This window comes from Nocardia sp. BSTN01 (assembly GCF_015354405.1).
Taxonomy (GTDB): Bacteria; Actinomycetota; Actinomycetes; order Mycobacteriales; family Mycobacteriaceae; genus Nocardia.
The window spans coordinates 1-23,027 of record NZ_JADKYP010000065.1; the positions used below are offsets into that span (position 1 = coordinate 1).

General features: G+C 69.1%; 19 protein-coding genes. 13 read left to right on the plus strand and 6 right to left on the minus strand.

Annotation, left to right across the window (positions count from 1 at the left end; translation table 11 throughout):
* From IRT45_RS31445 to IRT45_RS31470, 6 genes are all read left to right on the plus strand, one after another.
* Positions 1-493, plus strand: a 493-nt coding sequence (locus IRT45_RS31445; protein WP_194809438.1) for an acyl-CoA dehydrogenase C-terminal domain-containing protein, incomplete at its 5' end; no start/stop codon positions are given.
* A gap of 253 nt (positions 494-746) precedes the next feature.
* Entirely contained in the window at positions 747-1,829 is a 1,083-nt protein-coding gene (locus IRT45_RS31450; protein WP_194809439.1) for a DUF4185 domain-containing protein, read from the plus strand.
* Positions 1,830-2,107: 278 nt separating this feature from the next.
* Positions 2,108-3,136 carry a phosphogluconate dehydrogenase (NAD(+)-dependent, decarboxylating) gene (gnd, locus tag IRT45_RS31455; RefSeq protein WP_194809440.1) on the plus strand — a complete coding sequence of 343 codons (1,029 nt, stop codon included), beginning with the start codon at positions 2,108-2,110 and terminating at the stop codon, positions 3,134-3,136.
* Positions 3,137-3,185: 49 nt separating this feature from the next.
* On the plus strand, positions 3,186-4,361 hold the full coding sequence (locus tag IRT45_RS31460; protein WP_194809441.1) for a glycoside hydrolase family 3 N-terminal domain-containing protein: 1,176 nt from the start codon (positions 3,186-3,188) through the stop codon (positions 4,359-4,361).
* 91 nt (positions 4,362-4,452) lie between these two features.
* Positions 4,453-5,052, plus strand: coding sequence for a TetR/AcrR family transcriptional regulator (locus IRT45_RS31465; protein ID WP_194809442.1), 600 nt, complete (start codon positions 4,453-4,455; stop codon positions 5,050-5,052).
* Positions 5,053-5,120: 68 nt separating this feature from the next.
* A complete protein-coding gene (locus IRT45_RS31470) occupies positions 5,121-6,836 on the plus strand; it encodes a DUF5685 family protein (protein ID WP_194809443.1) in 1,716 nt (571 codons plus the stop codon).
* A gap of 133 nt (positions 6,837-6,969) precedes the next feature.
* Here IRT45_RS31470 and IRT45_RS31475 read toward each other — a convergent pair whose 3' ends face one another.
* Both IRT45_RS31475 and IRT45_RS31480 read right to left on the minus strand, forming a co-directional pair.
* Positions 6,970-7,839: a MaoC family dehydratase gene (locus tag IRT45_RS31475; protein WP_106957188.1), complete on the minus strand. Its 870-nt coding sequence runs from the start codon at positions 7,837-7,839 to the stop codon at positions 6,970-6,972.
* Between the two features lies 1 nt (position 7,840).
* Entirely contained in the window at positions 7,841-9,202 is a 1,362-nt protein-coding gene (locus tag IRT45_RS31480; protein WP_194809444.1) for a 3-oxoacyl-ACP reductase, read from the minus strand.
* A gap of 303 nt (positions 9,203-9,505) precedes the next feature.
* Between IRT45_RS31480 and IRT45_RS31485 the strand changes: the two genes are divergently transcribed.
* Entirely contained in the window at positions 9,506-10,843 is a 1,338-nt protein-coding gene (locus IRT45_RS31485; protein WP_039781524.1) for an acetyl-CoA C-acetyltransferase, read from the plus strand.
* Between the two features lie 97 nt (positions 10,844-10,940).
* Here IRT45_RS31485 and IRT45_RS31490 read toward each other — a convergent pair whose 3' ends face one another.
* Entirely contained in the window at positions 10,941-11,225 is a 285-nt protein-coding gene (locus IRT45_RS31490; RefSeq protein WP_194809445.1) for a hypothetical protein, read from the minus strand.
* Between the two features lie 64 nt (positions 11,226-11,289).
* Positions 11,290-12,270, minus strand: coding sequence for a sigma-70 family RNA polymerase sigma factor (locus tag IRT45_RS31495; protein WP_194809446.1), 981 nt, complete (start codon positions 12,268-12,270; stop codon positions 11,290-11,292).
* Between the two features lie 130 nt (positions 12,271-12,400).
* Between IRT45_RS31495 and IRT45_RS31500 the strand changes: the two genes are divergently transcribed.
* Entirely contained in the window at positions 12,401-12,748 is a 348-nt protein-coding gene (locus IRT45_RS31500; RefSeq protein ID WP_194809447.1) for a DoxX family protein, read from the plus strand.
* A 30-nt stretch (positions 12,749-12,778) separates the two neighbouring features.
* Here IRT45_RS31500 and IRT45_RS31505 read toward each other — a convergent pair whose 3' ends face one another.
* Positions 12,779-13,228 carry a hypothetical protein gene (locus IRT45_RS31505; RefSeq protein ID WP_146100745.1) on the minus strand — a complete coding sequence of 150 codons (450 nt, stop codon included), beginning with the start codon at positions 13,226-13,228 and terminating at the stop codon, positions 12,779-12,781.
* Positions 13,229-13,568: 340 nt separating this feature from the next.
* Here IRT45_RS31505 and IRT45_RS31510 point away from each other — a divergent pair, with 340 nt between their 5' ends.
* The 4 genes from IRT45_RS31510 to IRT45_RS31525 all read left to right on the plus strand — a co-directional run bounded on the left by IRT45_RS31510 (position 13,569) and on the right by IRT45_RS31525 (position 20,410).
* Positions 13,569-14,072, plus strand: coding sequence for a universal stress protein (locus IRT45_RS31510; protein WP_039781540.1), 504 nt, complete (start codon positions 13,569-13,571; stop codon positions 14,070-14,072).
* A gap of 94 nt (positions 14,073-14,166) precedes the next feature.
* The gene (locus tag IRT45_RS31515) at positions 14,167-15,267 is read left to right on the plus strand and encodes an isochorismate synthase MenF (RefSeq protein ID WP_194809448.1); all 1,101 of its coding nucleotides are present in this window, start codon (positions 14,167-14,169) and stop codon (positions 15,265-15,267) included.
* A gap of 126 nt (positions 15,268-15,393) precedes the next feature.
* Positions 15,394-15,564 carry a DUF2613 domain-containing protein gene (locus IRT45_RS31520; protein WP_083871340.1) on the plus strand — a complete coding sequence of 57 codons (171 nt, stop codon included), beginning with the start codon at positions 15,394-15,396 and terminating at the stop codon, positions 15,562-15,564.
* A complete protein-coding gene (locus IRT45_RS31525; RefSeq protein WP_375540176.1) occupies positions 15,545-20,410 on the plus strand; it encodes an alpha-(1->3)-arabinofuranosyltransferase family protein in 4,866 nt (1,621 codons plus the stop codon). Before IRT45_RS31520 ends, IRT45_RS31525 begins: the two co-directional genes overlap by 20 nt.
* Here IRT45_RS31525 and IRT45_RS31530 read toward each other — a convergent pair.
* Positions 20,391-21,590 (minus strand): acyltransferase, encoded by a 1,200-nt coding sequence (locus IRT45_RS31530; protein ID WP_194809449.1) that lies wholly within the window; start codon positions 21,588-21,590, stop codon positions 20,391-20,393. The genes IRT45_RS31525 and IRT45_RS31530 overlap by 20 nt on opposite strands.
* A gap of 233 nt (positions 21,591-21,823) precedes the next feature.
* Between IRT45_RS31530 and IRT45_RS31535 the strand changes: the two genes are divergently transcribed.
* The gene (locus tag IRT45_RS31535; protein WP_194809450.1) at positions 21,824-22,963 is read left to right on the plus strand and encodes a DUF3068 domain-containing protein; all 1,140 of its coding nucleotides are present in this window, start codon (positions 21,824-21,826) and stop codon (positions 22,961-22,963) included.
* Positions 22,964-23,027 lie beyond the last annotated feature (64 nt).

The following is a 23,027-nucleotide window of genomic DNA, read 5'->3' on the forward strand; positions in this document are numbered from 1 at the left end:
CACCACCGCGATCCAGGCGCAGGACTTCTTCTTCCGCAAGATCGCCCGCGACCGTGGCGTGGCGCTGGCCCATGTGGCCGGCCAGGTGCAGAAGTTCATCGATTCGGAGGCCGGCAACGGCCGCCTGAAGGGCGAGCGCAAGCTGCTGGCCACCGCGCTCGAGGATGTGCAGGCCATGGCCGCCACCCTGACCGGTCACCTGATGGGTGCGCAGGAGGACGCCAAGGAGCTGTACAAGGTCGGCCTGGGTTCGGTCCGCTTCCTGATGGCGGTCGGTGACCTGCTGATCGGCTGGCAGTTGCTGCGTCAGGCCGAGATCGCCATCAAGGCGCTCGACAACGGCGCCACCGGCTCCGACGAGGCCTTCTACACCGGCAAGGTCGCGGTCGCGCAGTTCTTCGCCCGCAACGTCCTGCCGGAGCTGACCGCAACCCGCACGGTGCTGTCCAACCTGGACAACGACGTGATGGAGCTCGACGAAGCGGCCTTCTGATCGCCTTCTCGACCACCACGTGAAACACAGCGGCCCCGCCTCTCGCATTCGGGAGGCGGGGCCGCTGTCGTCCCGGCACGCCGGGACCGCCGGTCCTGCACCGGAATCGAGGCGGGGTAATAATGACGGCACTGGAGTGCCGAGACAGCGCCGTGCCATGCCGATGTGACGAGGGTTTCGTCGGCATATCGCACGCCGTCGGCCGAGGGCAGGCACAATACCCACGGCGCGACTCATGGAAGGAATTCGGAGTATGAGACGACTGTCCGCACTGGCTGGAGCTTGCGCGGCGGTCGCGCTGCTGGGCCTGACGGCATCGCCGGCCGGAGCCGACCCGAACAACATCAATCCGATTCCGGGGCTGAACGGCATCAACGGATTGCCGCCGCTCCCGGGCCCGACGCAGGCGGTCTACCAGGCCACCGGGATGGCCTCGCCGAACCGGACCCAGAACCAGAACGTGCTCGGCACCGACCTCGGCATCATGTGGGACGACGGGCGCGGACAGATGATCACCGCCTACGGCGACACCGCCGGACTCGGCGTGCCGAACGTCCTGGCCGGCAGCATCTGGGCGTGGCGCTCGAACGTGCTGTTCCGCAGCCCGGCCGGCGCGGACCCGTCGGGTGGTGTGAATTACACGAGCTTCGTGGACAATCCGCTGCCCAGCCCGAAGATTCCGGGTATCGAGATCAGTTTCATTCCGACCGCGGGCATCTCGGTCAACGGCGTGCAGTACATGTCGATGATGTCGGTGCGCGAATGGGGTCCCGACGGCCACTGGGACACCAACTTCTCCACGATGGCCGTCTCCGGTGACGACGGCCAGACCTGGGCGCAGCTGCCGACCACCCGCCGCGGCAACGAGAACGGCTTCCAGAGCTTCCAGCAGAACGCCTTCCTGAAGGCCGGCGGCTACGTCTACAAGTACGGGACCCCGGCGGGCCGCAACCAGCCCGGATTCATCTCCCGGGTCAAGGACGCCGATATCGCCAATATCGACGCCTACGAGTACTGGGACGGCGGCGCGTGGAAGCCGAAGGACGCCAATGCCGCCAAGCCGATCGTCGGCGGCGTGGGCGAGCTGTCGGTGCAGTGGAACGCGCATCTGGGCCAGTACGTGATGCTGACCACCGATCCCTTCGATTCGGTGGTCATGCGGACCGCGCCGAACCCGGAGGGCCCGTGGAGCGCGCCGCGCGTGCTGATCGATGTACGCGATCTGCCGACCATGTACGCGCCGATGATCTATCCGTATCAGACCGGCAGCGACCTGTACTTCCTGCTGACCATGCACAACCAGTACAACGTCGTACTCATGCGCACGCCGCTGTAGGCGGCGGGAGCCGGAGTCGACGGGCGCAAGCCCGGAGGATACGTAGACGGCTCCGTGCGGTTGCCGGGTCGGGGGTCTGGCAACTGCACGGAGCCGATCTGATTATCGGGGCCGGGCTCCGGGCGTTACACGATTCGTCTCGACACCGGAGAAATTCTCGATCGTGGCACCGAGGACAATCGAGGGCGAGTGCGGTGCGGGGCGCTGATCTCACGCCGCGGGGCAGCAGCAAGCCGAGCTCGGACCCGCCGAAGCTCGGACGACTCGAGGAGAAGAGTATGCAGCTGGGAATGATCGGGCTCGGCCGAATGGGTGCCAATATCGTGCGGCGCATCGTCAAGGACGGGCACACCGCGGTCGGCTACTCCCGGCACGAGGACCAGATCAAGGAATTCACCGACGAACTGGGCGACAGCTTCCAGGGTGCGACCGACTACCCGGCCTTCATCGCTCTGCTCGAGAAGCCGCGCGTGGTCTGGGTGATGATTCCGGCCGGCGCGACCGGCGCGGTCATCGACCAGGTCGCCGACCTGCTGGAGCCGGGCGACATCATCATCGACGGCGGCAACAGCCGCTACCACGAGGACATCCAGCGGGCGGCGGCGCTGGCGCCCAAGGGGATCCACTACCTCGATATCGGCACCTCCGGCGGCGTGTGGGGTCTGGACCGCGGCTACTGCCTGATGATCGGCGGCGAGGCCGAGCAGGTCGCCCACCTGGAGCCGCTGTTCCGGTCGATCGCCCCGGGTGTCGACGCCGCCGAACGAACCCCCGGTCGCACCGGTGAGCCCTCCCCCGCCGAGCAGGGCTACCTGCACTGCGGCCCGGCAGGTGCCGGGCATTTCGTGAAGATGGTGCACAACGGCATCGAATACGGCGCGATGGCGGCCTACGCCGAGGGGCTGAACATCCTGCACAAGGCCAATATCGGCAAGGAACGCGACGACGCGCATTCGGCCGAGGTGTCCCCGCTGGAAAACCCCGAGTACTACCAGTTCGACATCAACGTGCCCGAGGTCACCGAGGTGTGGCGGCGCGGTTCGGTGGTCGCGTCCTGGCTGCTGGACCTGACCGCGGCCGCACTGCACGCCGACCCCGACCTGACCAGCTTCGGTGGGCGGGTGTCGGATTCGGGTGAGGGCCGCTGGACCATCCACGCCGCGATCGACGAGGGCGTGCCCGCGCCGGTGCTCTCGACCGCGCTGTACGAGCGGTTCTCCTCGCGCGGTGAGGCGCTCTACGCGGACAAGGTGCTCTCGGCCATGCGCAAGGCGTTCGGCGGGCACAACGAGCTGCCCGGCAAGTAGAGGCCGACCACGGATAGGTTCCGGCGCCCCGAACGGCTACGGTCGGTCCATGCGCACCGTTGCCGGGATCGTTCTCGCAGTAGCCGCAGTCACCCTCGCGGGCTGCTCCGGTGGTGGCTCCAGCTCCACCGCCACGACCAGCCCCAGCGCCGCACCGGGCACCACGGGCGCGACCGGAGGCACCGTCGCGACCACCACGACCGGTAATCAGCAGGACTGCGCCGCAGGCTATCTCGCGCAGTTCACCACCCGGCAGAAGCTGGCGCAGTTGCTCACCGTGGGCGTCAAGAACGCCGCCGACGCCGCACAGGTGGTGCGCGGGGAACAGGTCGGCGGCATCTTCGTCGGCAGCTGGACCGACCAGTCCATGCTGTCCGACCAGGGCCTCGACCAGGTGACGGCCGCCGCGCGCACACCGCTGATGGTGACGATCGACGAAGAAGGCGGCCGGGTCTCGCGGTTACAGAACCTGATCGGGCAGGCGCCCTCGGCCCGGGTCGCCGCGCAGACCATGACGACCGAGGAGTACTACCAGCAGAGCCTGACCCGCGGTCAGGCCATGAAGAAGCTGGGCATCACCGTCGACTTCGCGCCCGACGTGGACGTCAGCGACGAGCCCGACGACGCGGTGATCGGCGACCGCTCCTACTCCCAGGATCCGCAGGTCGTCACCGAATACGCCGGCGCCTACATCCGGGCCATGCACGATGCCGGTGTCGGTGCGGTGATGAAGCACTTCCCCGGCCACGGACACGGATCGGGCGATTCCCACACCGGTGCGGTGCGCACGCCCCCGCTGGATCAGATGCAGCAGGTGGATCTGGTGCCGTTCCGGAATCTGATCGATTCCGGCGCCGCGGTGATGGTCGGTCATCTCGACGTTCCCGGTCTGACCTCGCCCAACGTTCCCGCGAGCATCAGCCCGGAGGCGATGGCACTGCTGCGCCAGGGCACCGGCTACAACGCCCAGCCCTACGACGGACCGATCTTCACCGACGACCTGAGCGGCATGGCGGCGATCACGGCCCGGATGGGCATCGAGGACGCGGTCGCCGCCGCCCTGGAGGCCGGCGCCGACGACGCGCTGTGGATCAGTACCGACGCCGTCAGTTCGGTGCTGGACCGGCTCGAGCAGGAAGTTCGCGACGGGAAACTGACCATGAAGCAGGTCGACGACTCGGTCCTGCGGGTGGCCAAGTACAAAGGCATCCAGCTCCCCTGCTGAGCCCGGCTTCAGCGAATCGGTGGCAATTCGTTGTTCTCCGAAACTTACCTTGGAGTAAGATAGGGGTTTCGATATGGGCTAGGAGTGGTGGATGGCAGGCGGAACGAAGCGGCTTCCCAGGGCGGTTCGTGAGCAGCAGATGCTGGACGCCGCCGTCGAGGTCTTCTCCCGAAAGGGATACCACGACACGTCGATGGATGCCATCGCGGCCGAGGCCAAGATCTCCAAACCGATGCTGTATTTGTACTACGGCTCCAAGGACGAACTGTTCCGGGCGTGCATTCAGCGCGAGAGCGCGCGCTTCATCGAGGCCGTCGCGGTGGCCGGCAATCCCAAGCTGACCCCGCACGAGCAGTTGCGCGCCGGCCTCGAGGCGTTCCTGTCCTATGTCGACAACAACCGGCTGTCGTGGTCGGTGCTGTACCGGCAGGCCCTGGGGCAGCAACCGTTCGCCTCCGAGATCGCGAACAGTCGCGAGCGCATCATCGAACTGACCGCGAAACTGCTCGAGTCGAGCGCCAAATATGCCGAGCCCGGAATGGATTTCGACATCGTCGCGGTGGCGGTGATCGGTGCGGGCGAGGCGATCGCCGACCGGATCGCCAGCGGTGAGGTCGATGTCGCCAGCGCTGTCGACCTGCTGGACAATCTGGCCTGGCGCGGTCTGGCCGGTAAGAAGAAAGCCGAGTAGACACCGGCGAAACGCGCCGTCCGACTTGCGCGGCGCCGTCGGCACCTGCCAGAGTGCGGATTGCACAGATGGCCGGATTGCCGATGCGGCCGGGGTTCTACGGGGCGGAATTGTTCGGACTTCTCACGCCGTGCGCGCACAGCGCGGCGAAATACGGCCTGGATGCGGCAGATTGGCGCACGCATATGTGCGGACTGTGCCTGGGCCTGCGCGACGGGCACGGGCAGCTGGCCCGCACCGCGACCAATACCGACGCGATCGTGCTGAATGTGCTCACCGAAGCACAGACCGGTGCCGCCGCGCGGACCGCGGCCGGGCCGTGTGCGCTGCGCGGTATGCAACGTGCCTCGGTCGCCGCGGCCGGATCCCCCGGGGTGCGGCTGGCGACGACCGCGTCACTGTTGCTGGGAGCGGCCAAGATTCGCGACCATGCCGACGACGGCGACGCGGGTCCGCTCGCCCGGCGGCCCATGCGGAAGGTGGCCGATCGCTGGTTCGCCTCCGCCCGCGCGAACGCCGCCGACATCGGGCTGGATATCGAACCGCTCATCGCCGCGATCGGCCGCCAAGCGGAACTCGAGCGGGCAGTGCAGTCGCACACTGTGTCCGATGGGCACAGACACGACGCGCCGGCGGGGCAACCACGCGCTCGCACCGCGTACCGCACCCGTGTCGTCCAGGGTGCGACGTCCGGCATCCCGTCGGATAACACCGAATTATGCTCGCCGACAGTAACTTTCACGCCGGTAGAGCTCCTCGCTACTCTCACCGAGCCGACGCAGACGTGTGCCGCGGAGTTGTTCGCCCATAGTGCGGTACTGGCGGGCCGCCCGGAGAATACGCGGGCCCTGCGAGAGGTCGGTCGGCACTTCGGGCGCATCGCTCACCTGGCCGACGCCATCGAAGATCTCGACGACGATCGCCGCCGGAATCGCTTCAATCCGCTGCTCGCCACCGGAGTGAGCGCCGAAGAGGCGCACAGCCTGCTGCGTGAATCCGATGCCGAAATCCGCCGTGCCCTGCACCGGGCGAAACTCGCGCACGTTCCCGCCATCCGCTGGCTGTTGCTCGATCCGTTGCGCGGCGTCGTCCGGAAGCTGGGCCGAGCCGCGGCCGTAGCGTGCGGCGACGCGACATCTGCCTGCGGCTGCGGAAAGCGCGGCGGCCGAACACTTTCCGACGGCGCCGATGCCGACGCGGCAGTACAGCTGCTGGGCTACCCCGTGGCAGCCGGGCACATTCGCCCGTCGGCAGCCGCGGCGGCGCCGGCCGGCATCGGCGAAGTCCGCTTCCGCACCGGCGAGGCGGTTACGGCGCAGCAGCCCTATCAGCCGAATCCCTACCAGCCCGCGCCCTATCCGGCGCCACCGCCGTATCAGCCGAATCCCGCTGGGCCGCAGGTGGATCCGTCACCCTACCCCGGTCAGGATCCGTATCCCGCGAGCCCGGTGCAGCCCTACGACATCCCGCCGCCGTTCGGTGATCGCCCGCCGAGCGATCCGTATCCCCCCTCGGACGAGCCACCGCACGAGCCTCCGCGACGACCCACCTTCTGGCAGGGAATCGGGATCATCTGCGGGGCGTACTGCACCGGATACGCCTGCTGTGCCGGGCACCGGCGGCCGTGCAGCGGGGAACACCGGGATGCCTGGCTGCAGCGGTGCGACTGCGATTGCGATTGTTGCGACTGCGGTGACTGCGAGGGCTGTGGCGATTGCTGCAGTTGCTGCAACGGTTGCGGCGACTGTGACTGCGATTGCTGCGGCTGCGACTGCAGTTGCTGATCGGGCCGCCGATCGCCGGCCCGGACCGACGACAGCCGCCCACCTTTTCGCCTTCGCCACATATCGAATCCCCCATGCGATCCGATATGCGGCCGCCGAGAAGGTGGGCGGCTGTTCGTGTGCCGTTCGCTGCTCAGTGCAGCGTCGCGGTCAGATGAGGGTAGCCCTTCTTCGGATGTTTCAGCGACAGATCCCAGCCCTCTGCGGTCTGGTCGGCGTAGACGTTGACCGTGGACGGCAGCAGGATCGGCTTGCCGAATTTCACCGCGTAGGCCGTCTTCGCGGGCACCCGGCCCTCGATGACACCGAGGATCGCGGCGGCCGACCACATGCCGTGAGCGATCGACCGCGGGAAGCCGAAGGCCTTCGCCCCGAGCGCCGACATGTGGATCGGGTTGCGGTCACCGGAGGCGGCCGCGTAGCGATGGATCATCGCCTGGTCGACCTTCAGCGTGCGCAGCGGCGGCGGGGGCACCTCGTCCGGCTTCGGCGCCGCCTTCGGGCCACCGGACAGCGAGGTGCGCTGCTGGTGCAGGAAGGTGGTGACCTGCCGCCACACCAGTTCACGCCCCACGCTGATCTCGCTGATCGCGTCGACCAGCAGACCCTTCGGATGCTCGCGCAGGTTCTCCACGTGGGCACGGATGTCGAGCGGTTCGCTGACCGAGATCTCGCGGGTGCGCTCGATCAGATTCTCCGCGTGCACCGCGCCGACCGCGACGAACGGGAAGTCCCGGGCCACCACCAGCTGCATCACCACGGGGAAGGTGAGCACGAACGGATAGGTCAGCGGCAGGGAGTCGCCGAAGCGCAGCCCGGTCGCGTGGCAGTAGGCGGCGAGGTGGTCGGGATCGACGCGGACGCCGTTCCATTCCACCGCACGGTCCGGAATCTCGGATTTGCGCGCCGACACCAGCGGCAGCGGAACGGCACCCAGGGCGGCCTTGAGATACAGGCTGCCGGTCTTGGGCGGCTCGTTCAGCGAGATGGTCTGGGTTGCCACGTCAGGCTCCGATCATGGCCTGGCCGCAGACGCGAACGATGTTGCCGTTCACCGCATTCGAGGCCGGGCTGGCGAAGTAGGCGATGGTCTCGGCGACGTCCACGGTCTGCCCGCCCTGCAGCAGCGAGCTGAGCAGCCGGCCCGCCTCACGGGTGCCGACCGGAATGGCGGCGGTCATCGCGGTCTCGATGAAACCGGGGGCGACGGCGTTGATGGTGATGCCCTTCTCGGCCAGCTTGGGCGCCTCGGCGTTCACCATGCCGATGACACCGGCCTTGGAGGCGCCGTAGTTGGTCTGGCCGCGGTTGCCGGCGATACCGGCGATCGAGGACACGTCGATCACCCGGCCGCCCTCCTTCAGCGCACCCTTGGCCACCAGGCCCTCGGTAATGCGGTGCGGCGCGGCCAGATTGACGTTGAGCACGGCATCCCAGCGGGCGGCGTCCATGTTCGCGAGCAGCTTGTCGCGGGTGATGCCGGCGTTGTGGACGATGATGTCGACGCCGCCGAAGCGCTCGGTGGCGAATTCGGCGATCTTGTCCGCGGCATCGGCGGCCGTGACGTCGACCGCGAGCGCGGTGCCGCTGACCTTGTTGGCGGTCTGCGACAGCGCCTCGCCGGCGGCCGGGATGTCGGCGACGATCACGGTGGCGCCGTCGCGGGCGAACACCTCGGCGATGGTCGCGCCGATACCGCGGGCGGCGCCGGTGACCACGGCGACCTTGCCGTCGAGCGGCTTGGTCCAGTCGATGCCGGCGGCGGCGTTGTCGTCCTTGCCGACCCGGAAGACCTGGCCGTCGACGAACGCCGACTTGGCCGAGAGGATGAAGCGCAGGGTCGACTCCAGACCGGTGGCGGCCGCGGCGGCCTCCGGGTGCAGGTAGACCAGGTTGGCGGTGGCGCCGCGCAGAAGTTCCTTACCCACGCTGCGGGAGAAGCCCTCCAGCGCGCGCTGCGCGATCTGCGCGTCGACACCGCCCGCGAGTTCCGGCGTGGTGCCGACCACCAGCACGCGGCCGGAGGGGGCGATCGAGCGCATGGCCGGCTGGAAGAACTCGAACAGCTGCGACAGTTCCTCGACGGTGCCGATGCCGGTGGCGTCGAAGACCAGTGCGCCGACCTTCACGCCCTGGGTGGGGGCGTCGACGAAGGTGTAGTCCGACAGCAGGGTGCGCGCGGCGTCGGCGACGCGGCCCTTACCGCCGAGCAGGACCGGGCCGGGCAACGCCGGCTCGCCCGGGGCGTAGCGGCGCAGCTTCTCCGGCTGCGGCAGGCCCAATTTGCCGGCCAGGAAGGCGCCGGGGGCGGAATTGACGAACGAACCGTAAAGGTTGGGAGCGCCCTTGCTCTTGCTGGCTGCCACTGTTCCTACCTTCTCCTTGTGTCGAATGTGGACGATCTGGACGTCTGCCGTTTCCGTATCTCCCCATTACCCCGCGCGTTGTAGCCCACATCTCCGGGGTACGGTGTCGACAATTAACTTACTCCAGAGTAAGTTTAATGTAAACCGACGGAATCGCCGGCAGTGCGGTCGGCCCTGGTACCGACTTCATCCCCACCATGCGGCATTCCCGGCTCCGGACTGAGAAAACCTGACGAGACAGCGCCTACCCACCCGCCGGCTCCGCAAGCTCCGCCGGCCAGACCGTCCACCAAGGAGACTCGAGTGACTACCAAAGCCCGTTCGGCGAAGACCGCACCATCGAGCAGCCGGGCCGACAAGGCCAAGCAGGCCAAGCCTGTCGCCGTCCTCGGCGGTAACCGCATCCCGTTCGCTCGCTCCGACGGCCGGTACGCCCACGCCTCGAACCAGGACATGTTCACCTCCGCGCTGAACGGCCTGGTCAGCCGATTCGGGCTGCAGGGCGAGCGGCTCGGCATGGTCGTCGGCGGCGCGGTGCTCAAGCGGGTCGGCGAGCACGGCATGGTCCGGGAGAGCGTGCTGGGCAGCGAACTGTCGCCCTACACCCCCGCGCACGATCTGCAACTGGCCTGCGGCACCGGCCTGCAGTCGATCGTCACCGTCGGCGACGCCATCGCGCTGGGCCGGATCGAGGCCGGTATCGGCGGCGGCACCGACACCACCTCCGACGCGCCGATCGGTGTGAGCGAATCCATGCGCGAATGGATGCTCGACGCCAACCGGGCCCGCAACAACAAGGATTACGTCAAGCTCGTCGGCCGGCTGCGCCCGAGCATGGTGGGCATCGAGATCCCGCGCAACGCCGAGCCGCGCACCGGCCTGTCGATGGGTGATCACGCCGCGATCACCGCCAAGGAGTTCGGGATCGCCCGCGAGGCGCAGGACGAACTGGCCTACCTCTCGCACAAGAACATGGCCGCCGCCTACGACCGCGGCTTCTTCGACGACCTGGTCACCCCGTTCCTGGGCCTGACCCGTGACGACAACCTGCGCCCGAACTCCTCGCTGGAGAAACTGGCCACCCTGAAGCCGGTCTTCGGCAACAAACTCGGCGACGCCACCATGACCGCCGGCAACTCCACCCCGCTCACCGACGGCGCCTCCGCGGTACTGCTGGGCAGCGAGGAGTGGGCCGCCGAGCGCAACCTGAAGCCGCTGGCCTACCTGGTCGACAGCGAAGTGGCGGCGGTCGACTACGTCTGGGGTCCGGACGGTCTGCTGATGGCGCCGACCTACGCGGTGCCGCGCCTGCTCGCCCGCAACGGCCTCACCCTGCAGGATTTCGACTACTACGAGATCCACGAGGCGTTCGCCTCGGTCGTGCTGGCCACCCTGCAGGCGTGGGAATCCGACCAGTACTGCAAGGAGCGGCTGGGCCTGGACGGCGCCCTCGGAGCGATCGACCGCACCAAACTCAATGTCAACGGCTCCTCGCTGGCGGCCGGGCACCCGTTCGCCGCGACCGGTGGACGCATCATCGCCCAGACCGCGAAGCAGTTGGCGGAGAAGGGTTCCGGACGCGCGCTGATCTCCATCTGCGCCGCCGGCGGCCAGGGTGTGGTCGCCATCCTGGAGCGCTGATCCGCGACGCCGCTCGGCGCGTATGACGAAACGACGCCGGCCCGTATCGAACGGGCCGGCGTCGTCGTATTTCCGGAGAACGTCCGGAAGCTCGAGATCAGGGCAGAATCTGCGGCACGGCATCCGGTGCGAGGACGCCCACCAGCAAACCGACGAGGGCGCCCTGGAATGCGGGCCCGAGAGCGCACAGCGGAATGAGCGGAATTCCCACAATGGTGGCCGCGCAGACGACGGCCCCGAATACGGCACCGACAGCGGCACCCGCGGCCGCGCCATTGGCGAGCGGATCATGATTGGCCGCATTGGGATTGGTGGCGATGTCCTGCGCGGCGACGGCCGCCACCGGCTGCGCGACCTCCGCGGCGGTCGCCTCATCCGACACAGCGGCGGCCGACTGCGCCACCGGCGCCGCGGCGAACCGGTCGAATCCGTGTCCGCACCGACAGTTATCGCGCGGGCGGCGGGACCGCGATCGTCAGGGTGTCCAATCGGGCCGGGTCGGCGACGACGTCGTAGGCGGCCACCCGATCCTCCCGCACGGTGAGCAGAAGGACCGCCGCCAGTGTCCCGTGGGGTGCCACCACCAGGCCCAGCCGACCGTCGACCAGGGCGAGGCCCGCCACGCGAGAACGACTGCGCAGCAGCACCGTTTCCTCGGCCACCGCCGCCGCACCGCGCACGACGGACGCGATGCCGGGCGGCAGCATCGCGGGGTCCGCGGTGCGTACGACATCGGGCGCGAGAACCGCGAGCAGGGCGCCGAGGTCGCCGGCCCGTGCCGCCGACAGGAATGCGGTGACCACCTCGCGATGGCGGGCGAGTTCGGCCGTGGGCGTCACGGTGTCGCCGCGCACGCGGTGGCGGGCGCGACTGGCCAGCTTCTTCGTCGTCGCCGCGGTCCGGCCCACGATCGGGGCGATCTCGTCGAACGGGACGGCGAACATGTCGTGCAGTACGAAGGCGACACGCTCGTCCGGGCTCAGCGTGCGCAACACCACCAGCAGCGCGCGGCCGACCGAATCCGCCAGTACCGCTTCGGCTTCCGGTTCGGTGAAGACGACGGGAGGGCCCGCACCTGCGGAGTCGAGCGCGCCGGATCCGTCCGCGGGGTCGACGAGCTCCTCTCGCCGCGCGGCTCGGGAACGCAACTGGTCCAAGCAGATTCGCGAGACGACGGTGGTGAGCCACGCCGCGAGATTGCCGATCCCGAGCGCCTCCGCCGGATCTTCGTCCGCCGCCCCCTTGCCCGCCGCGCCCCGCTCACCATGCTGCGTCCCGGTCGTACCCGTGGCCCGGTCGAGGCGCAGCCAGGCTTCCTGCACCGCGTCCTCGGCCTCGTTCAGTGAGCCCAGCATGCGGTAGGCGAGAGCGCGCAGCAGCTCGCGGTGTTCTTCGAAGCGCCGCGCCAGCTCGTCCCGATCGCGCACCGGTCACCTTTCTCGGCCCCCGCACGTCGAACCGGATGTGGGAAGGATTCGCCCTGTTCGCCCGCGCCGTGGGCTCGGACCCACCTCTTCACGATCGCAGATCAGGGCGCCGAACGAGCAGGAGGGTGTCATGCACACCGCATATCTGACCGTCACGATCGTCGCCGCCGTGGTGATCTTCGGGGCGACCGTCGTCGACATCGTCAACCCGGAGTGGGTGCGCGGCAATATGCGCAGCTACGGGGTACCGGACTGGGCGTTGATGCCGTTGGCGGCGATCAAGGCCGCGGGCGCACTGGGGCTGCTGGCCGGGCTGGTGTTCCCGGCGCTCGGCCTGGCCGCGGCCGTCGGCCTGGTGCTGTATTTCGTCGGTGCGGTGATCACCATCGTGCGGGCACGCTGGTACGCGCATCTGCCGTATCCGATGCCGTGCCTGGTCCTGGCGTCGGCGGCGGCCTGTCTGGTCGCATTCGCCTGACGCGGGCCCGGGATTCACGGCGCGCCCGGCTCACGCGGCGATGCGCTCCACCGCTGCCACGACCTCCGACAGCAGCGGCAGCGATTCGTCACGCTGAGGTGCGCGCGCCCACCACCGGCCCTCGTGGGTGTGCCGCCCGAATCCGGTGGGCAGAATGACATTGCTGCGATGGGATCCGATATCGACGCCGTGGCGTTCCAATCGCAGGGTCCGATCCACATCCGGATAACCGTCGAATACCGCGATGAACGTTCGACGCGGTGGATGTTCGCGCACCAGCACCGGCCCCGGAATGCCGCGCACGGTCAATTCACCGAGGACCAGCGCACCGAGCGGTTCCGGCGTATTCACCGCGGCGACCGAGTCGCCCAGCGGTAACACCACATATCCCGGCGAGGTGACGCGCACATAGGGTAATCCGAACAGCTCACGATAGGTGTCAGCCCAATCCTGTGGCGTAGCAATCTCTTTCAATCGCACGATGCACCTCACTCACTGTCCATCTCCCGGCGCCGTACCCCGGCTCCGTTCGTCGGTTGTTCCAGTGAATACCGGAAATCACAGCAGTTACACGTGATTCGGTGAATCACGCGCGAATTGTCAGCCACGAGTGAGGTTCAGCACACAGTCCGATCGGTCCGGACCGAATGGTCGCATTCGGTCCGGACCGAAATCCGGCGACGGAACGGAACGGTTTCGAATCGAATCGGCGAATACCGATCGACATCCCGCATCGACGCTGATCGCGCGAGTAGTCTCGGGGCCGCGGGTAGTCGCGGGACGCCCACACACTCACGGCACGGAGGTCCGGGAGGTCGTCATGACTTGCGACTTGATGCTCATCGCGTACGACGGATCCGAGAATGCGAAGCGGGCCGTGGAATATGCGGGCCGCTTTTTGTCCGCGCCCAGGGCGGTCGTGCTCACTGCGTGGGAGCCGATGGTGCGCCAGGCCGCGCGGCTGTCCGGACTTTCCGGGGTGATGCAGCCGGAATGGCTTCCGGACGAGGAGATCGAGGATATCGCCTACGTCGACGCCAAACAGATCAATGCCGAGGGCGTCCGGCTGGCGAAATTGGCGGGATTGAATGCGGAGCCACGCACCGCCGAATGCACCTCGACCATCTGGAATGCGATCGTCGACGTGGCCGACGAGCTGAATGTCGACATCATCGTCGCCGGTACGCGCGGCTCCACCGGCATCCGCGCCCTGCTGCATTCGAGTGTGGCGGAGGCGGTGCTGAAGCACTGCCACCGGCCGATTCTGCTGGTGCCGCCGGGAAAGGAACCGATTCCGGTCAGCGATCTCGCCGGTCAGCTGTGACGGTGCCGCTCCCCTGCACATGAGTCTGCCCACATGAGATCTGCGTCGCTACCCGGGCGCCGCCCGTTCCGGACACGACTATGGTCGGGAAACTATGGACGGCTTTCTGCTCGCACAACCGGGGGGCGTGGTCCGTACGACCGGCCTCCGGCGCGCATTCGACGATGCGCGGCGTGCGGCGGCGGCCCTGCGTGCGGGTGCGGCGGAACTGATCGTCGGCGCGATCCCGTTCGATCCGGGCGATGCGGCCGCCCTGTGTGAACCGGAACAGGCGCAACACAGCGCGGGCCCGTGGCGCCCGGCCGCGGTGCCACCGCTGCCCGAGGTCCGGGTCGTCGCGGAAATCCCCAGCCCGGCAGAACATGTGGCCCGGGTGACGAAACTGGTGGAGCAACTGTCGGATCCGGCGCAGCCGTTACGCAAGGTGGTCGCCGCACGCTCGTTGATCGCGCAGGCGCGGCAGCCGCTCGAACCCGAGGTGATCGCCGCGCACCTGCTGGTTCGCCATCCCCAGGCCAACGTCTTCGCCGTCGATCTGACACCCGCCGGCCGGACCGGCGCCCATCTGGTCGGCGCCACACCGGAAGTGCTGGTCGCCCGGCACGGCGACACCGTCACGCTGCGTCCGCTGGCCGGGACACTGCCCCGGCACGCCGATCCCGCCGTCGATGCCGAACGGTCGCGAGAATTGTTGTCCAGTACCAAGAATCGCGACGAACACGCCTTCGTCATCGAGTGGATCCGGGAACAACTCACCCCGGTCTGCGCCGAACTCACGATCCCCGAGGGCCCCGAGCTGATCAACACCGCCGAGGTCTGGCATCTGGCGACACCCATCACCGGCCGGCTGCGTGACCCCGCCACCACCGCGCTCGACCTGGCTCTGCTGCTGCATCCCACGCCCGCGGTCTGCGGGACCCCCACCGACCTCGCCCTGCGAACCATCACCGAATACGAGGAGCCGCGCGGGTTCTACGGCGGCGCGGTCGGCTGGTGCGATGCCCGCGGCGACGGTGAATGGGTGGTCTCGATCCGCTGCGCCGACGTGTCCGCGGACGGGCGCACCGTGCAGGCCTACGGTGGCGGCGGCATCGTGGCGGCGTCCGACCCGCGCACCGAACTCGACGAGACGACGGCCAAACTGCGCACTCTGTTGAACGGGCTGGCCTGCGCGGTACCGGACCAGCCGAGCTGATCGGGGCTGCTCGGAGGGCGCATGAGGGCCCACCGACCGGCGGGTTGCCGTGCTGCGTGCCGCCTGCGGCCCGCCCATGTTGTAGGTTGGCTCGCAAGACGCCTGTGTCGATGTTGGGAGTACGCGATGAAGTTTGCCGTCCCGGGGGTTGCGAGCGCCGTCGCCGGAGCGCTGCTCGGCGTGATCGCGGTGTTCGTCGTCGTGACGGCGACAGCGCAGAATTCGCGGCCCGAGGTGGATCGCAGTGGCGACGCGTCGTCGTCGCTGCTGAACAACGTTGAGTACGGCGCGCGCTGACGCTGCGCCCGCCGCTGCCCCCTCCGCCGACTCCCGTTCCTCGGCCACCGCACCATTGGGCCGGCGTTGGTTCGCCGGTACCGTTCTCGCCGCCTTCCTGCTGACGTTTCTGCAGGCACCCGGCCTTACCGTCGCCGACACCAAATACGATCTCGCCCAGAATCCGGTCGGATTCCTGCAGCGCGCCGCCCACCTGTGGAGCAGTCAGGCGCCGATGGGCCAGGTGCAGAACCAGGCGTACGGATATTTCTTCCCGCACGGCGCGTTCTTCTCGCTGGGCCATGTGCTGGGCCTTCCGGCATGGGTGACCCAGCGGATGTGGTGGGCGCTGCTGATTCTCGCCGGCTTCTGGGGCATCGTCCGGCTGTGCGAGGTGCTGGGCGTCGGCACCCGCGGTTCCCGGGTGGTCGCGGCGGTCGCGTTCGCGCTCTCGCCGCGGGTGCTGACCACGCTCGGATCCATCTCCTCGGAAACCCTGCCGATGATGCTGGCCCCGTGGGTGCTGCTCGCACCGGCCGCGCTGGGCGTCGTCGGGATGCCGCGGATCCATGCCGTCCGGTCCGGATGGCGGCGACTGCTGCCGCACCGGCCGACCGCCGAATCGGTCTCGATGCGGGGTGTGACCTCGCCCGCGGCGAGCGCCCTCGCGCTGGCGCTGATGGGCTCGGTCAACGCGGTCGCGACGGTGGCCGCCTTTCTGCCCGCGGCGCTGTGGTGGGCGTCGTATCGCCCGAATCGCACCTGGTGGCGCTTCACCCGGGCATGGCTTCCGCTGTTGATTCTGGGCACCTTCTGGTGGGTGGTGCCGCTGCTGGTGCTCGGCAGGGTGAGTCCGCCGTTCCTGGACTACATCGAATCCTCCGGCGTGACCACCCAGTGGGCGTCGCTGGGTGAGGTGTTGCGTGGCACCGACAGCTGGACGCCGTACGTCTCACCGGAGCGGATCGCGGGCGCGGTGCTGGTCACCCAGCCCGCGGCGGTGCTGGCGACCGGCGCGCTCGCGGCGGCCGGAATGGCCGGGCTGGCGCTGCGTTCCATGCCGGGACGCGGACGGTTCACCCTCGTTCTGATCGTCGGCCTGGTCGGCATCTGTGCCGGATACGCCGGGCAGCTCGGCGGGCCGTTCGCCGAATCGGTGCGGATCTTCCTGGATTCCGGCGGCGCCCCGCTGCGCAATGTGCACAAGCTGGAACCGCTGATCCGGATCCCGCTGGTGATCGGGCTCGCTCATCTGCTGCGCCGGGTGCCGCTGCCCGCCTCGGTGCCGATGCCGGTGTGGCGCAGCGCCTTCGCACATCCGGAACGCAACCGGATGGTCGCGGTGGCGGCGCTGCTACTGGCGGCGCTGGCCCTGTCGACCTCGCTGGCATGGACCGGGAAGCTCGCCCCGCGCGGCGCCTACGACAAGGTGCCGGCCTACTGGCAGCAGACCGCGGACTGGCTGGCGCACAATGCCTCCGACACCCGGGCGCTGGTGGTGCCCGGAGCGCCGTTCGGCAGCCAGATCTGGGGTCTGACCCGTGACGAACCGCTGCAGGCCCTGGCCCACACGCCGTGGGCGGTCCGCGATGCCGTGCCCCTCACCCCGCCGGGGGCGATCCGGGCGATGGATTCGGTGCAGCGGCTGATCGCCGACGGCCGGCCCTCCACGGGACTCGCTCCGACGCTGATCGATCAGGGCATCGGAATCCTCGTGCTGCGCAACGATCTCGACCCCGACACCTCCCGCTCCACCCGCCCGATGCTGGCGCACGAGGCGATCGAGGGTTCGCCCGGGATCACCAAGGTCGCCGAATTCGGCAACCCGATCGAGGTGGGCCACGGCGACGGACTGGTCGCCGATGGTGATCTGCGCCCGACGTATCCCGCGATCGAGATCTACCGGGTGAGCGACGGCGACAGCGGGCAACCGGCCGACATCCGCAGTGGTCCCGGCGCTCCCGCCAGCTTCCCCGGGGCGCGGACCGTACCGCTGCATTCCGTGCCGGTCGTTCAGGGCGGTCCGGAAGTACTGGAACGCCTGCGTCGCACCGGTTCCGGCGCGGACGGTCCCACCCTGCTCGCCGCCGATGCCGCACGCGCCGGACTGACTCCCTCGGCGACCACGATCACCGATACCCCGATGGATCGCGAGGCCGATTTCGGGCGGGTGGACAACCACAATTCGGCGTTGCGCGCGCCCACCGACGCCCGACGCACCCACAACCTGGTCCCGGACTACCCCGTACCCGGCGCTCAGCCGGTGGAGGGGCAGTGGTCCGGCGCCACCGTCACGGCCTCCAGTTCCGCGGCCGATGCCACTCAGCTCGGCGGCGCTGCCCCGGGAAGTTCGACCGCGGCCGCCTTCGACGGTGACCCGAGTACCGCGTGGTTGAGCACCAGTGCCGAACACGCTGTCGGACAATGGCTCCGGCTCGGCCTCGACCATCCGATCCGGGCCGGGGCACTCCAGGTGACCACCAGTCCCGCCGCGATCGGCGATCCGGTGAAGTGGATCGAGGTGCGCACCGCCAACGGCACGGTGGCCGCGCGGATATCGGAACCCGGAGCGCCGGTGTCGGTTTCGCTGCCTCCGGGGCGCACCGACTGGCTCACCGTCACCGCGACCCGCACCGAGAACGGCACCGGCGGTGGGCAATTCGGTATCAGCGAGGTACAGCTGTTCGACTATTCGAATCGTGACGCGCCGACGCCGGTTGCCATTCGCCACCGCACGGTGCTGCCGCCCGTTCCGGCCGGAACGCCGGTGCGCGGCTGGAATCTGGGACAGGAATTCCCCGGTCGCAGCGGATGTTTCGACGCGCCGGATCGCGTGCGCTGCAGTAAGGGGCTCGCGCTGCCCGCCGAGGAACCGGGCGCCTTCGAACGCACACTCGATGTCCCGGACCCGGTGACGGTCGCACCGCGGCTGACCCTGCGCACCCGGCAGGGCCCGGCGCTGGAAAGTCTGCTGACCGATCCCGAGCGGCCCATCGCCCGGGGCAAGGCCGATGTCGGCGATCTGCGCGGTTCGGCCTTCGCGGCGACCGACGGCGATCCGCGCACCAGCTGGATCGCCCCCGAGGACACCGTGCGCAATCGCACCGGCGCCAAACCGACGCTGACCGTTGCGCTGCCGCGCCCGGAACTGATCACCGGCCTCGAGGTGACCCCGCCGATGGGCGCACTGCCCGCGCGGCCGACCTCGATCGCGGTGAATCTCGGTGACGGGCCGCAGGTTCGCGAGATTCCGCCCGCACCGAAGGGGCGCGATCCGGAGGCGACGGCCGAATCACCGGGCCGCACCTCGCCGACCGCCACACCGCCTCGGGACGCACCCGCCCCGCAGCCGAAGTCGACCGACACCCCGGCGCCGATGTCGGCACCGCCGACTCCGGTCCGGCTGGAGCTGCATCCGTACGTCACCGACCACATCGAGATCAGCATCGATACCTGGAAGCCGGTGCTGGACCGCACCGCACTCGGCCTCACCCAGGAGCAACCGCCGGGCCTGGCGGAAGTGTCCGTTCTCGGACCGGACTATCCGGCGCCCGCTCCCGGCGACCGGCCGGTGACGGTGGACTGCGACCACGGCCCGACCCTCGCGGTCGCGGGGCGGGTGCTGCACACGAGCGTGACCGCGACGGCCGATGAATTGCGCACGGGGAAGCCGGTTTCCGCCACCGTATGCGCGCCCGGCGACACCGCGAACGACGGTGCCACGGTCGACCTCCCGGCCGGTTCCGTCGACGTCACCGTCGCTCCGACCGAACTGTTCTCGGTCGACGAATTGCGGTTGGACAATACGGCTTTCGCGCCCGACGGCGCCGCCGCTCCCCCGGCACCGGCTACGGACGGTGGCGATGCGACGCGGCCGGCACACGACGGTGACGAAGCAACCGGCGCGGCTGGGCCCGCCGCCGACCGCCTCGCGCCGGAGTCGGCCGGCGGCGCCGAACGCCCGGCCGGCATCGACGCGCCGACCGGCGATCGCCTGCTGGTGGTGCCGCTCAGTACCAATGTCGGCTGGACCGCGCACACGGGGGACGGCCACACGTTGCGGCCCGTCGTGGTCGACGGGTGGAAGCAGGGGTGGGTGATTCCCGCCGCCGCGCACGGCCCGGTGACCGTGGGATTCCCGATCGACCGCTGGTATCGCGTGGCCATCTTCGGCGGCTTGCTCCTGCTGATCCCACTGGCGCTGCTGGCTTTGCCGGTGCCCGGGCGACTGCGTAAATGGTTGGGGCACAATCGAAACCACCGCACGGACGAACTGCCGCAGGACGAGACCACGCCGCTCCCGGCGGAAGGCGGAACACCCGGCGACACCGCCCTGTCGGCGGCCGACTCGCCCGCCCCGGCGGATGGTGCACCGACGACGGCGGACGGTGCCCTCGCGCACGGAGTCGGCGGCGGCACGACGCCCCGGCCGGACGGTGCTTCGAGCGCATCCGACGATCACACCGACAATCCCGTGACCGCCGTCCTGGCACCGGCCTCCTCGGCCGTGTCCTACGACCCACCGCCCCGGACCTGGAACAGCTGGTGGCTGAGCGCCGCCGGTGTGTTGATCGCCGCCTTGCTCATCGCCGGCCCGATCGCGACGGTGTGCGCCGCGATCGGTGTCGTCGCGGTGCGGATGCTGCCGCAGGCGCCGCTCGCCCTCGCCGTGCTGGCCGGCGCCGGAACGATCCTGGGCGAAGCCGCGCTCTCCACGGGGCCGTGGCGGTCGGGAGAGGTCTATATGGGTGGCTCGCTGTGGGCGCAGTTCCCGGCGCTGGTGGCCGTGGTCGCCGTGGGCGTCGCCGCACTGCCCGCCCGGAAACCGTGGGGGCGGGCCGGTTCCACTACCCGAACCGGCGTTTGACCCACTGCCGCACCGGTTCTTCGACCAGCGCGTAACTCGCGGCGGCCAGCGGAATCGTGAAGGCGACCGTCAACGCCAGCACATGCAGGAACCCGCCGTTGAACGGGATGAAGCCGAAGATCGGGAACATCATCGCCAGAACCACCAGATGCCAGATGAAGATGCCGTAGGACCAGCGTCCGATGGTCAGGGCCAGGCGGCTCTCCAAGAAGCGGTGCCGCGCTACACCGACGACGAGCGGGGCGAGCAGGCCGAAACCGATCAAGGCCCCTAGACCCATTTTCATCGCGTACTGCCACGCCGCGGCGCGAGCCAGTCCGGCCGGTCCGGCCAGATCGGTGGCCGACAGCGCGAACGCGACCGCGGCGACCGACCACATCAGCCGGCGATCACCGAGCCACCGCTGCCACCGCGGCGCCGAATCACCGTCCCGCGAACGCGCGCCCAGGATTTCGGCCAGTTCGGCCAGCACCATGCCCGCCGCGAACCACGGCAGATAGCCGGGCAGCCAGTTGTCGGCGTGGATGGCGTCCGGAGTGGGCACCGGCAGGAAGTTCCAGCCCAGGCACAGCAGTCCGATCGCGGTCACCGCGAACACCCGCTGCCGCGCCGCCGAACCGCGCAACCCGGCCAGCGCCCAGGCCAGCAGCGGCAGCACCAGATAGAAGGCCACCTCCACCGACAGACTCCACATCTGGGTGAGCCCGTCGGTGAGGGTCAGCGGGACGAAGACCTGCACCAACGCCAGATTCGCCCCCCACACGCGCAGCCCGGCCGAGTGCGCCGCGGACGGCAGCAGGGTGAGCGCCACGCAGACCACGACCCAGTAGGCGGGCAGGATCCGAGCGGCCCGGTGCAGCAGATAGCGCCCGGCCCGCGGCGCGGTGCCCAGGCCGCGGGCCGCGGCGGCGTGCGGGCGCCACAGCAGGAAGCCGGAGAGACCGAAGAATACGGCGACGGCCATATCGAACCGCTCCCACACCCGCCCGATCACCGGCGTTCCCGCGGCGCCGGTCTGGAAGGCCACGTGGGTCAGCACCACGCCGAGTGCGGCCAGTCCGCGCAGACCCTCCAGCGCGGGAACGAATTTCCGGGTTCCGGGGACCGCCGGAGCGGGGCGCGACGCCGGGGCAGCCGGCACGTCGGCGCTGGATGTGGCGATTTCGGGCGTTGCGGTCATCGCGGTCCAGTGTGCCCTGCCGGGTTCGCCGGCGCCCCGCGCGGCTCCCCGCGGCGCGAGCGTGGACCGCGCCTCGCCGGACGCCCGTACTTCTTCGGGGTGTTTTCCGCACTCAGCTCGCCGGGTTAAGGTGCCGGACTGTTAGTGTCGGGGCTCACGAGTGCTTGTGTTATGACCGCACCCGGTTATGAGCGCACCCGGACGAGGCTTGTTCGACGACGAGGAGAGTTTGCATGGCACTCAGTGCCGGTACCAAGAGGACGGTGGCCTGCCTGCTCGTGGGACTCGGTGCGCTGTTGATCGTCGCAGCGATACTGATTCCGACCTACGGGGTGAGCCAGTTGGCCAAAACTCCCCTCGACCTCGAGATCACCACCATCGCATCCAACAAGCCGGACGCCACGAGCGAGGTGCTGGACGCGAAATCGCTCACCTCCGGTGAGGGCCCGGTGCAGATCGACAAGAACGTCGGGCTCATCTCGCAGCGCTTCCTCACCGTCGAGGATCCCTCGGGTAAGACCAATATGACGATCCAGGCCGGTCAGACGCTGCGCCGCAAGGACAAGACCGGTGACACCGGCCTGCTGTCGGCGATCATCGACCGCGTCACCATCAACCGCAAGACCGGTCAGCCGATCGACGACGACCCCAACGGCTCGATCGCGACCACCGTCGACAGCAAGGGCAACAGCGTCCCGGATCCGGTGCAGCACACCGGTCTCCAGTACCGCTTCCCGATCGGCACCGAGAAGACCACGTACCCGTACTTCGACATCAACGCGCGCAAGTCGTTCGATATGAAGTTCGTGGAAGAGACCGAGATCAACGATCTGAAGGTCTACCACTTCCGCCAGCAGGTCCCGCCGACCGATCTGTCCAAGGTCACCTCCGCGCCGACCAACCGGCTCACCTTCCCGGCCGCCAAGTGGGGCGTGCAGGGCGAGGGCGATGTCACGATGAACCGCTACTACACCAACACCCGCGACGTGTGGGTGGAGCCGAAGACCGGCACCGTCGTGAGCGGCTCCGAGCAGCTGCACCAGTACTACGCGCGCAGCGCGGACAAGCCCGAGGTCACCGCGATCAACACCACGCTGACCTTCGATCCGGACACCGTCCGCTCGCAGGCCGACGAGGCCCGCAAGTACATGGACCAGATCTCGCTCTACAGCCGCACACTGCCGATCATTCTCGGTGTGCTGGGCGTGATCTCGCTGATCGCCGGTCTGATCCTGGGTCTGCGCGGCGGCGACGGCTCCTCGAAGCCGGGCCGGCTGGTCAAGAAGCCGCAGACCACCCGGCCGAGCGACAAGCCGGGGCAGCCGTTCTCGGAAGCGCCGACGCAGCAGATCGACATCAGCAAGAACCTGTGATCAGCAAGAACCTGTAGGTTCTCCGGTCGCACAGTGGCTCCCCGGTTCTCGGACCGGGGAGCCA

Coding starts and splice junctions, on each gene's coding strand:
- IRT45_RS31470 (WP_194809443.1), top strand. CDS start 5,121: ATGGCCGGATTGCCGATGCGGCCGGGGTTCTACGGGGCGGAATTGTTC.
- IRT45_RS31510 (WP_039781540.1), top strand. CDS start 13,569: ATGACTTGCGACTTGATGCTCATCGCGTACGACGGATCCGAGAATGCG.
- IRT45_RS31520 (WP_083871340.1), top strand. CDS start 15,394: ATGAAGTTTGCCGTCCCGGGGGTTGCGAGCGCCGTCGCCGGAGCGCTG.
- IRT45_RS31465 (WP_194809442.1), top strand. CDS start 4,453: ATGGCAGGCGGAACGAAGCGGCTTCCCAGGGCGGTTCGTGAGCAGCAG.
- IRT45_RS31535 (WP_194809450.1), top strand. CDS start 21,824: ATGGCACTCAGTGCCGGTACCAAGAGGACGGTGGCCTGCCTGCTCGTG.
- gnd (WP_194809440.1), top strand. CDS start 2,108: ATGCAGCTGGGAATGATCGGGCTCGGCCGAATGGGTGCCAATATCGTG.
- IRT45_RS31450 (WP_194809439.1), top strand. CDS start 747: ATGAGACGACTGTCCGCACTGGCTGGAGCTTGCGCGGCGGTCGCGCTG.
- IRT45_RS31500 (WP_194809447.1), top strand. CDS start 12,401: ATGCACACCGCATATCTGACCGTCACGATCGTCGCCGCCGTGGTGATC.
- IRT45_RS31530 (WP_194809449.1), bottom strand. CDS start 21,590: ATGACCGCAACGCCCGAAATCGCCACATCCAGCGCCGACGTGCCGGCT.
- IRT45_RS31460 (WP_194809441.1), top strand. CDS start 3,186: ATGCGCACCGTTGCCGGGATCGTTCTCGCAGTAGCCGCAGTCACCCTC.
- IRT45_RS31515 (WP_194809448.1), top strand. CDS start 14,167: ATGGACGGCTTTCTGCTCGCACAACCGGGGGGCGTGGTCCGTACGACC.